The following is a 10,999-nucleotide window of genomic DNA, read 5'->3' as shown; positions in this document are numbered from 1 at the left end:
CCCATTTCGGAATAATCCTAAGAAGTCCCATGTCTAACACTCCAATAGCTCCCAGCTGATTCAAGCAGGGGCAAGGTTGCACATGGGTCAATTCTCAATGACAATTTCTACAGTTGCCGGGTCAGTTCTCGGTGACAATCAACACACAGGCTGTTTCTACCGCGCGCAGGCGGGCTCCAACCCGGAACGGTTTTTTAGGATGTCGCGCTCCTCCGTCATCCGCGCCAACTCACGCTTGAGCCTGCGGCTCTCAGCTTCATGGTCAACAGATGATGTCAGTGACGCAGCTTTTGCGTAGAGCTTCATCCATTTGTAGAGCGAATATGTACTGACGCCCAACCGCTCCGAAACCTCGCGAACGGCATACCCCCGCACTGTTATCTGATGGACGGCATCGCGCTTGAAATCTTCACTGAAATTTGGCTTCCCCATAACGGCCTCCTTGCCTCAAAGTTAGGGAAAAAAGAGTCTACAAATCTAGGGGCTATTCACGGGTCCAAAATTTCGCGACCACCTTTACCTTGTGCCGGTCCGCTATCTTGCCGTGTTTCTTGATGCAGCCACGTATTGTGTTCCGGATACCCGAATTATGGATTCACAGCCTTGTTTTTATGAGATATTTTGTCGACGTGTTAGATTACATAAGCCCGCGAAATATTTGTACCACTTCAACAGTACCCTTAACTTATGGATCTCTGGTAAGAAGGCGGCAGTCCAATTCTACGGCTAATAACTAGCTAGTTGATTGCCAAACGCATACCCAATATACAACGTACCTACCGCTGATTGTCAGTTTAGGGTTTGGAATTTATGAAAATTACAGTTGCAGGAATTGGCTACGTTGGGCTATCGAACGCAGCCATATTAGCACAGCATAATGAAGTTATTGCCATCGACATTTCTACTGAACGCGTCGAGATGTTGAACGATCGGCGCTCTCCTATAGTTGATAAAGAACTTCAATATTTTCTCGCTACAAAAAATTTAAATTTAACTGCAACCGTGGATCCTTCTAGCGCTTATATAGGCGCGGACTACGTCATCGTAGCGACTCCCACAGATTACGACCCATCTACCAATCAATTTGACACCTCCAGCGTCGAGAAAGTGATAATTGATGTCTTAGCTGTCAATAGTACCGCGACCATTGTAATTAAATCTACAATACCAGTAGGATATACAGCTAAAATCTCATTGGAATTAGGCACAGATCAAATTATATTTTCTCCAGAGTTTTTACGTGAGGGTCAAGCACTTTATGACAATTTATATCCGTCCCGCATAGTTGTAGGCGAACAGTCAGAGCGTGCTCGTATATTTTCGGCACTTATGAAAAAAGGTGCCCTGAAAAAAAATATTGATGTAATTTTCACGAATCCGAATGAGGCGGAGGCGATCAAATTATTTGCCAATACCTATTTAGCGATGCGGGTTGCGTTCTTTAATGAAATGGATAGTTACGCTATGGCCGGCGGGATGGATACTCGACAGATCGTTGATGGTGTTTCATTGGATCCTCGAATTGGAAATCACTATAATAATCCATCTTTTGGTTATGGGGGCTATTGCTTACCCAAAGATACTAAACAGCTACTTGCAAATTACTCCGACGTCCCGCAGAATCTTATACGAGCTATTGTTGATGCTAATCGCACCCGAAAAGATTTTCTTGCAGATCAAATAATTTCTCAAAAACCGAGAAAGGTGGGGGTTTACCGACTGGTAATGAAGACAGGTTCTGACAACTTTCGTCACTCCTCAATACAGGGTATCATGAAGAGGATCAAAGCTAAGGGTATTGAGATTGTTGTGTATGAGCCGTCAATAGTAGAAGATATATTTTTTGGTTCTCGCGTTATCCGTGATTTTGATGAGTTTAAGTTAGGAGTAGATATTATTTTAGCAAATCGCGTATCTCCCGAACTAAAAGATGTTGAATCAAAGGTTTTTTCTCGAGATCTTTACGCTACAAACTGAAGGATACTCGCAGCTCTGCTACAACTTGAGTTGTCTAAACTGAAAAACCCCAGGGGTCAGGGACCACTCTTTTCCGTGTAGCGGCATGAATCCCCGCTCGAAAACCGAGTGATTAACATATCTAATCTTTTTTGGCTGACTAATGCGCAGATTGAAGTGGTCTCACCTTTTCGGACAGTTTTGCAGCTTTCCTAAGGTGCATCATGCTTAGGTTTTATGCTACCTTTTTCTTCTCCAAGCCTGCCCAATATGCGTCGTCGGGTGTCAGCCGATCAAGGGCGGAGTGTGGCCTCTCGGCGTTGTAAACTGTCATCCCGTTCTTGATGACACGCCCGACCTTGAACCCGTCAGTGATTTCTTCGAGATAGATTACCTCCTGCTTCAGGCTGCGCCACAGCCGTTCGATAAAGATATTGCCCAGATAGCGGCCGCGCCCATTCATTGAGATGCGCTTGCATGCCTCGGGCAGCGTGGTGATCCACGCCGCTCCTGTGAACTGCGATCCTTGATCCGTGTTGCATATCTCGGGCGGGCGTCTTTGGCGATTGCCCCCTGCAAAGCCGCGACGCAGAAGTCTGCGTACATCGTGTTCAACAGCCGCCAGCCCAAAACCTTGCGTGTGGCTCAATATTCGATCGCGACCCGATACAAGAACCCGTTCTTGACCGGGACAAAGGTAATATCGGCGCACCAAACTTAGTTGGGACGGTCGATCTTCATCTTCGTCAGCAAGTACGGATAGACAGGGTGCTGTGCATGTGGCTGGCTGGTCCGGGTGTGCTTGTAGCTCACCTCCAGACCCATCTTGGCTATCAAGCGCCTGTCGCGATGTTGCCCAACAACCGTGCCGTTTCTGCGTAGATAAACAGCTGTCGGTTACCGAAGAGCGGATATTTGGTGAAGACCCGATCAATCTTTTTCGTCATCGCCAGCCTTTCCGCGTTGACGTCGCCCGACGCGTCATAGAATGCCGACCGCGAAATTCGCACGAGCTTGTATTGCCGGCTGATGCTCAGTTCGGGGTGATCCCGTTGGGTCATCGCGCGTGTCTTTGCCGGGCTCATCGCTTCAGCCCTTCTGAAAAAAACGTTTTCGACCGCCGACCTCCCGATCTTGGCATGTAGCTCTTTGATCTCTGCTTCCGTCGGGCCGCTTTGCTGGCCGCCAGAGAACACATCTACCATCCCGTTAATAACCTGCCGCTTCCATATGCTTTCTTGGTTCGGATGCAACTGATACCCCGCGGCGATCCCTTGCTTGGTCTTGTCGCCACTCAGCGCTTCCAACGCTACCTTGGCCTTACACTTATCTGTAAACTTACGCCGCTTCGGCAGTTTGTATCCCTTGGGAGGTTTGGAATACACCTTAGCCAGCTGTCCAGTTTTCTGGGACCACTTCAATACAAGCGCCACAATCGGATTGCGATCATGTTTGGTAAGGCTGAAGAATTGGCAGCATGTATCGACCTGCTTCGACCGACCCCCAAAGATCTTCCTATCAGAAATCGCACATGCCGCGCTCGACATCAACAGGCTGTTAATCCTGACACTAGGGAACTAGGGGCTAATCAGTTCCTAGGTGGAACCTTTAAGCTTCTTGGAATTGTTTGACTAGGGAAATTACTACGAGACAGGTTGCTCACCGGGGCCAGTTTTTTAGGGGTTCGACGTTGCTATACGTCTGACAATGTGGAATGTTATGCGGTGGAAGTGTACGATTTTTTGTGAAATTCAATACATAAATAGTTGCGATCAAGCTGAAGTTGGGGGAATGATGAACGTTTGCATAGTTGGGGGTGGTAGCTCGGTATACTCAGTACTGGGGCTCCTTTCACAGAACCCGGGGAATACAATTTCGTTACTAACTAGAAACCCCGAGCTTTGGTCAAAAAACATTAGCGTTGACATGATATCTCAAACAGATGGAACTACTGATGTTCTCACAGGAGAATTTGATCGAGTAAGCAGTGACCCTCGAGACGTTATTCCAAGTGCTGATGTAGTTTTGGTTGTAGCACCTGTATTCGTATACGATGAAGTTGTTGAGAACACAGTGCGATATTTATCACGTGATAAAGATGTGTATTACGGATTTTTATATGGACAAGGTGGAATTAACTGGAAGTTAAATTCTGCTTTCCAGCGCTACAATCTGCCTAACGCCCACTTCTGGAGTTTTGGATTGATACCTTGGATAAGCCGGGTCAAAAAGTATGGAGAAAGTGGCGTTAATTACGGTGCTAAACACCGGAATGTCGTTTTTGCGTCCAGCGATAAGTGTTACGAAGTTCTATCTAAAGGATTCTTCAAAGAGCTAACGGAAAATTATTTTGGTTTTGGATGCGTGCACAGGGCCGAGAGATTCGTTGAGCTAACTCTTTCTGTTGACAATCAGATTATACATCCCAGCCGCTGTTATGGCCTCAGTAGGAGTTCTCCGGCAGGATGGAATGTTGCATCAGATGTACCCATGTTTTACCGAGATTTTGACGAAACTTCTGCAGATACATTAATTGGGCTTGACGGCGAGTTTGAGCTGGTACGCGAAGAAGTACGAAAAGCTATTCCGATGTGCGAATTGAGGTATATGCAAAGTTATCTTGATTTAGAGCGCTTTAGTTACGATTCTGAAAGCGGTGATGTTCGGAGTAGCTTTACAGAGTCCGGAACTTTATCAAATATTGGAACACCAGTTCGCGAATTCGACTGCAAATTTGTCCTAGATGCTCGCCACCGATTTTTTTGGGACGATACATTTTATGGGTTAGACATTATGCAGGATTTTGCCCAGAGGTTCGGCATATCAACACCTCTTACGAGCGACATATCGAGGTGGTGTCGAGAGCAGATGGCTTCGCAAGGGCTTGACTACTCACATATGGCCGCGCGTGTGGAGTATCGGAAGCTGCTGTCAACAGCTCAGTTGTTAGAATAGAACTGTGAGGTGCATCGTATGGCTCTAAATCCTAGTATGTACCCAGGCACCATTCTGTAATGCAATATTTACTGCATCGATTAATACGAAAAATACTATTACAGTCAGTATGGGGTATCTTGTGATTGCGCTAGTTTCGATAGTGATGCGTGTGTACCAAGTAATTGCAACGTTCTGTGCTGCTGTATTATTTGCTAAGGTTCTTGAGCCTGAGGGCTTTGGTCACTATTCCGTAACCTTGAGCATTTCTACAATTGTCGCGATTCCGATCCTGATCGGAATGAACAATTGGTTTACACGCAGTTTTAAAGAGCAAGCATACAGTAATTACCATAATGTTGGGGAGGTTGTTCATATCGGCTTTAAATTGATAGCGTTCTATCTCGGAACGGTGTTGATAGCTTTGATTGCAGTGGGATTTCTGCTCTATATGCTGGATTATATAGATAGAGGGAAATATTTATTACTTTCATGCATGATGATTCCCTTCATTGCTCTAAGTGGGCCTATCTCCGGAGCGCTATTGGGACTGGAAAGACCTATACAATCACAACTAGCAGAGTATGTCGTTCGGCCGACTGCCGTATTAGCCATAGCAGTTAGTTTTTGGTTCAAAATTGCATACCCAACTTGGGAATTAGCAATCTTTTTATGTGCAATTGCTGGGCTTGTTTCTCTTGTAGTACCCCTATTGCTGCTGGTGCGTACTGGACGCCTTACAGTACGAAAGTTTTCCGGCAGTCTCAAACCTCACGCTCGTGCGGTGTCTCTGCTAGGAGCCGCCTCAGGTCTTATAGTGTTCAATAGACAGATCGATACCGTACTTCTGGGATTTATGGTTGATGCTACGGACGCTGGTATTTACCGCGCAGCATCTCAATCAGCGGTTCTGATAACCTTCGGAAGTCAAACCGTTAGTACATTGTATTCGACGCGATTAGTCCCAAGCAAATCTGAAACCAAGAAGAAAACGCAAGAATATCTGACAGAAGCCAAAAAGATGTCTCTCTTGGTTGCAGTATCCGGCCTGATTTTTTTTCTACTATTTGGAAGCTTTTTCTTGGAGTATATGTTTGGTCCGCAATATAAATTGGGTTACCTACCCCTTGTAATATTAGGAGGCGCAAATTGCTTTGTGGCGTATAACGGCGCTATAGGTCAGTATTTTCTTATGAGGGGTCAAGAAGCCATAATTGTTCGAGTATTTTGTAAGGCTACTATTGCGAATCTGATTTTATGCCCAATCCTAATCTACTTGTTCGGAATGCACGGCGCAGTTTCCGCGACAGCAATTACCATTTGCGTGTGGGCAATACTAACTCAGGTTGAATTTTTGAAATACCAAAGGCGGATTTTTTTGTGAAAATTGCGATACTCAAGTCCTTTCCATCAGCCATGGGAAGGGAGATGCATCTAGATTATGTGAGTGCGGCTATCGATCTCGAAATTGAATACGAAATTATCGACCTATTGGGCGACAATTGGGAAGAGATTATTAGCCGGTCCTGCGCTGACGTATTTGTGCATCGACCACCAGACAAGTTTCAAACTGCAAAAAACATTCACGACGAACGTATATATTTCATTGAACATATCTTCCGAAAAAACGTTTCTCCAAGTTATATTGAAACTCTTTCATATGAAAATAAAAGAGTTATGGACGCATTGCTAAAGTCTTACAACCTTCCAAAGGTCAGGTCGATAGTGGCCACGAATACTAACATGTCTCAGCAGTTTCGAGAGAAAAACGTTCCATTCGTATGTAAATCAAATATAGGAAGTGCAGGTAGTGGCGTTTCGGTTTTCCGTAAAAATAATCTTTGGCAGTCGGTTCTGGATTGGCTTGTTTTCGGCGCAAGTAAGTTTCCAGCTATAGGTTGGACAAGGTTTGGAAAATTCCGGGGGTTAATAATCCCCGCCTGGTGGTATCAACAGCGAAACTATCGAATTTTGCAGCAATACTCATCTTTGAAATGGGAATGGAGAGTTGTCGTAATCGGCGATACTCTTTCTGCGCACCAAAAGCTCTTGGCCAAGGGGAAAGCCAGCGGGTCTAATCTCGTAGGCTGGGTGGAACCTCCCAATGAGGTAGTAACCCTAGCTCTAGATTTCATCAAAAAAAGTGGATTTTTTGCCGCCGCTATCGACATTTTCGAAACTGAAGACGGTGATCTGCTAATAAATGAAATTCAAAGTGTATATATGTCTCGTGTTCATTACCAAATGAAATTTGACGGGAAATCTGGCATATACCGGTTAGGTGAAAGCGGCATAATTCGGTTCGAAGAGGGATCGCATCATGAATTCTCGGGTTTCAAATTACGTTTGGCTGAGCTTCGGGACCGTTTCGATGAAAATGGAATTGCTTGTGACGACAGTTAGATTAGCGGATGATAAAACCGCGCCGGGTTTGCCGGAGGTGTTGATTATCACTGAGAACTGAGCCATGTGAACACACCTCCCCGAGGGTCTTGATCGGGGGATTTGGAGTGATCGACATGGGATTTTCGAGTGTCATTCGACGCTAGGCATTGCGTGACAAAATGCCAATCAAGGAGATTGTCCGGCGGACGGGTTTGTCTTGGAACATGATAAAGAAGTATCTGCGTAAAGGTGCGGTGGAACCAGAGTTCAAGACGCCCAAGCGTCCAAGCAAGCTGGATCTCTATGCGGATCGGCTTTCAGCCTAGCTTTTAATCCAGACGTGGAAGTCAGGCAAAGAACGGCGGACAGTGAAGCAAATGCATGCTGATCCGGTGAAGCTGGGATATGATGGCTCCTATTAACGCGTAACAGCTTTCGCCCGGCATGGCGTGAAGATCGGCATCGAGCGGAACAGACGACAGGGCGCGGCACCTACGTGCCTTTGTGTACGCGCCCGGCGAAGCCTTCCAGTTCGATTGCAGCGAGGACTGGGGGCAACATTGGCGGTAAGCGCGTCAAACTTCAGCTCGCGCATATCAAACTGTCACACAGCCGGGCTTTGTTGGTGCGGGCCTACCCGCTGCAAACTCATGAGATGCTGTTTGACGCCCACCAGCATGCATTCCGCGTGTTCGGCGGTGGGCCTGGTCGCGGGTGAGAACGGCGGTGCGAAAGTCGGCCACGGTAGCGGCGGGATGAGCCTGCTGCGGGCGGCATAAAAGTCGTCCAACTTTACCCTTTCTGCTGACAGGGAGGACAGGAGGATTTTCACCGTGGATTTGTATCGGAAGGTTCGGCTGGCCTCTGCTGAGGGCATGAGCCAGCGGGAGGCGGCCCGGCATTTCAATATCTCGCGCGATAGCGTGGCCAAGATCATGGCGTTATCGGTTCCGCCTGGGTATCGGCGGCCGGCACCGGTAAAGCAACAGAAGCTAGATGGCTTCAACGGGATTATCGACGGTTGGCTGGAGGGCGATCGGGACGTCCATCGCAAGCAGCGGCACACGGCGGAGCGGGTGTTCAAGCGGCTCCGCGACGAGCGTGGGTTCACCGGCGGCTATACGATCGTGAAGGATTACATGCGGCAACGCGAACGGCGCATCCGCCCGGTCATGCCCAGGCCGACTTCGGCGAGGCGGTGGTCCTCATCGCCAGCATTGGGCAGAGGGCGCATTTCTTCGTGATGGATCTGCCGCGCGGCGACGCCTGTTATGTCCGTGCCTATCCTGCGGCCACTGCCGAGGCCTGGTTGGATGGCCATGTTCACACCTTTGCGTTCTTCGGCAAGGTGCCGGTGTCGGTGCTCTACGACAACGACCGCCGTCCCCCTCTCGGGCATGCAAGCATGCTCTGCCGGTCAACGGGTTGCGAAGATTCTGCCGGACGGGACACGTCAGAGGGCCACGCTGTTCAGCAGCTTCCCGTCACATTACCTGTTCCGTGACCTCTACGGGCGACCCGGCAAGGGCGACGCGGAAGGCCTTGTCGGCTACTCGCGCCGCGACTTCATGGTGCCGATCCCGCGGTTCGCGACCTGGGACGCGTTCAACGATTACCTGGAGGCGCAGTGCCTCAAACGTCAGACGGATGTCCTGCGAGGTCGCCCCGAGACGATTGGTCAACGCCTCGAACGGGATCTGGCCGCGATGTCAGACCTACCCGCGGCGCCGTTCGATGCCTGCGATCAAGCAACCGGACGGGTCAGTTCGCAGGCGCTGGTGCGCTTCAAGACCAACGATTACTCGGTCGCCTACGGACATCGCGACGTCTGGATCAGAGGCTATGTCGACATGGTCGTGATCGGCTGTGGCAGCGAGGTAATCGCACGTCATCCGCGCTGCTACGACCGCGAAGACATGGTTTTCGATGCGGTGCATTACCTTACGCTGATCGAGCAGTAGGTCAATGCACTGAACCCGGCGGCTCCTTTAACGAAATGAGACCTGCCGCCCGCGTTCGCGACCCTGCGCCGCCTGATGGAGGCGCGGAAGATCAAGACAGCACGCCGCGAGTATGTTCAGGTTCTGCGCCTGCTCGAGATCTTCGACATCGACGATCTCCACGCTGCAGTGAAGAAAGCTCTACAACTCGGCGCGGTCGGCTTCGATGCCGTGCACCTTGTCCTCTGCCACGTCGAGAAACGGCCGCCGAAGCTGGCTCTCGATGTTTACCCATACCTGCCGCGGGCGAACGTCGAGACCACATCCGCGGCCAGTCATATGGCCCCGATGTCAGAGGATGCGGCATGACCGTGGCCCCGAAGATCCTGCTTGCGGATCATCTTAAGACGATGAAGCTGTCCACCTTCCTGCGGGATTACGAGAAGCTCGCGCGCCAATGCGCCGCCGAAGGGCTGGATCAGGTCCAGTTCCTGGCGCGTCTGGTCGAGCTGGGATTGATCGACCGCGAGCGGCGGATCAAGGCCGCGAAGTTCCCGGCCCGCAAAAGTCTGGACAGCTTCGTCTTCAAGCCGATCCCCAAGCTCAACAAGATGCAGGTGCTGGAACTCGCCCGCTGCAACTGGATCGAGCGACGCGAGGACGTCATTGCCTTGGGGCCCAGTGAAAACCGGCAATACCTATGTCGCCCTCCGTCTGGGGCTGGCCGCCTGCCAGAAGGGCCTATCGGTCAGCTTCATCACCGCCGCCGCGCTGGTCAACGAACTGATGGAGGCCCGCGACGAACGCAGTCTCATCCGTCTGCAAAAGCAATTGGCCACCATAAAGCTACTCATCATAGACGAACTGGGCTTCGTGCCGCTCTCCAAGACCGGTGCCAAGCTCTTGTTTGAGCTGATCTCGCAGCGCTATGAACGTGGGTCCACGCTGATCACCAGCAATCCGCCCTTCGACGAATGGACCGAAACCTTCGGCGCCGAACGCCTGACCGGTGCCCATCTCGACAGGCTGACACACCACGTCAACATTCTCGAGATGAACGGCGACAGCTATCGCCCCAGCCAAAGCCGCGCCCGAAAGGCCCAAACCGCCACCTGCTCACATCTTGCAGAATTGGTCCTTCGGGCTAATGCGCCGCCACTGGCCTACTTTTGCGCCGCCACGTGGCCGGTTTTGTCTCCGCCGCTGACACATTGCAGCGCAATACCCTATCGGGCAATGGATCCGCCGCACCAGATCAAGGTGCATTTTGTTCTCGCCCTTCGGCTCATAGAAAAGTGACGACCGCGAGATCGACAACAACGCGTATTGCTTGCCGACCGACAAATCTTGAAGGTTCGGATCAATTATCTCGCGCCTCACTTTCTTGCCAAAAAAAATCGTTGGCGACGGCCAACTCTCCGATATTAGCATGCAGGTCTTTGACCTGCTCTTCATCGACTTCCGGTGTTTTACGTCTGCCCCGCTCGAAGACACCTGATGCGCCTTAAAGCAGTTCCCGCTTGCATTGATGGATCATCGTCGGATGTACCCCGAACCGACAGGCTAACTCGCTGACATTTTCCTCATCATTTAATGCTTCTAACGCCACCTTGGCCTTAAACTCTGGGCGATGTTGCTTCCGTTTCGACATATCTGATCTCCTTCGTGTTGAAGATCAGCAGACTACAAATCGCAGCTTACGTCAGTGTCCGATTTTCGAGGGGTAGCTCAGCGAGTTGGCTTTCAACGCGGCTGACAGTTCAATTCGTCAGTTCTCCGCCGCG

Annotated in this window: 7 protein-coding genes and 4 pseudogenes; 7 read left to right on the top strand and 4 right to left on the bottom strand. The window is 49.9% G+C overall.

Translation table 11 applies throughout. The features are described from left to right. Nucleotides 1-192: 192 nt before the first annotated feature. Nucleotides 193-432: pseudogene (locus ACNQ62_RS01285) on the bottom strand (transposase); the annotation flags it as partial. A 378-nt stretch (nucleotides 433-810) separates the two neighbouring features. Here ACNQ62_RS01285 and ACNQ62_RS01280 point away from each other — a divergent pair. After that, nucleotides 811-1,977 carry a nucleotide sugar dehydrogenase gene (locus ACNQ62_RS01280; protein ID WP_418094027.1) on the top strand — a complete coding sequence of 389 codons (1,167 nt, stop codon included), beginning with the start codon at nucleotides 811-813 and terminating at the stop codon, nucleotides 1,975-1,977. Nucleotides 1,978-2,191: 214 nt separating this feature from the next. Here the strand turns inward: ACNQ62_RS01280 and ACNQ62_RS01275 are convergent, their stop codons facing one another. Next, nucleotides 2,192-2,419 (bottom strand): integrase core domain-containing protein, encoded by a 228-nt coding sequence (locus ACNQ62_RS01275; RefSeq protein WP_418094026.1) that lies wholly within the window; start codon nucleotides 2,417-2,419, stop codon nucleotides 2,192-2,194. A gap of 370 nt (nucleotides 2,420-2,789) precedes the next feature. Beyond that, complete coding sequence (locus tag ACNQ62_RS01270; protein ID WP_418094025.1) at nucleotides 2,790-3,503, bottom strand: transposase; 714 nt, start codon at nucleotides 3,501-3,503, stop codon at nucleotides 2,790-2,792. A 379-nt stretch (nucleotides 3,504-3,882) separates the two neighbouring features. On the opposite strand from ACNQ62_RS01270, the gene ACNQ62_RS01265 reads away from it, so the two are divergent. The 6 genes and pseudogenes from ACNQ62_RS01265 to istB all read left to right on the top strand — a co-directional run. Then, entirely contained in the window at nucleotides 3,883-4,911 is a 1,029-nt protein-coding gene (locus ACNQ62_RS01265; RefSeq protein WP_418094024.1) for an NAD/NADP octopine/nopaline dehydrogenase family protein, read from the top strand. Between the two features lie 121 nt (nucleotides 4,912-5,032). After that, nucleotides 5,033-6,274, top strand: a complete 1,242-nt coding sequence (locus tag ACNQ62_RS01260; protein WP_418094023.1) for an oligosaccharide flippase family protein — start codon at nucleotides 5,033-5,035, stop codon at nucleotides 6,272-6,274. Beyond that, nucleotides 6,271-7,293 carry a hypothetical protein gene (locus tag ACNQ62_RS01255; RefSeq protein WP_418094022.1) on the top strand — a complete coding sequence of 341 codons (1,023 nt, stop codon included), beginning with the start codon at nucleotides 6,271-6,273 and terminating at the stop codon, nucleotides 7,291-7,293. Before ACNQ62_RS01260 ends, ACNQ62_RS01255 begins: the two co-directional genes overlap by 4 nt. Nucleotides 7,294-7,454: 161 nt before the next feature. Beyond that, a pseudogene (locus ACNQ62_RS01250) lies at nucleotides 7,455-7,990 on the top strand (IS21 family transposase); the annotation flags it as partial. A gap of 118 nt (nucleotides 7,991-8,108) precedes the next feature. Further along, nucleotides 8,109-9,584, top strand: a pseudogene (gene istA / locus ACNQ62_RS01245) (IS21 family transposase). Next, nucleotides 9,581-10,322, top strand: a pseudogene (gene istB, locus ACNQ62_RS01240) (IS21-like element helper ATPase IstB); the annotation flags it as partial. The pseudogenes istA and istB, both read left to right, overlap by 4 nt. A 397-nt stretch (nucleotides 10,323-10,719) precedes the next feature. Here istB and ACNQ62_RS01235 read toward each other — a convergent pair. Further along, a complete protein-coding gene (locus ACNQ62_RS01235) occupies nucleotides 10,720-10,866 on the bottom strand; it encodes a transposase (protein ID WP_418094021.1) in 147 nt (48 codons plus the stop codon). Nucleotides 10,867-10,999 lie beyond the last annotated feature (133 nt).

The sequence above is a fragment of the Sulfitobacter sp. SBS6 genome, assembly GCF_048285585.1.
In the GTDB taxonomy this organism is placed as follows: Bacteria; Pseudomonadota; Alphaproteobacteria; order Rhodobacterales; family Rhodobacteraceae; genus Sulfitobacter; species Sulfitobacter pontiacus.
This window is presented reverse-complemented; position numbering and strand designations above follow the sequence as displayed.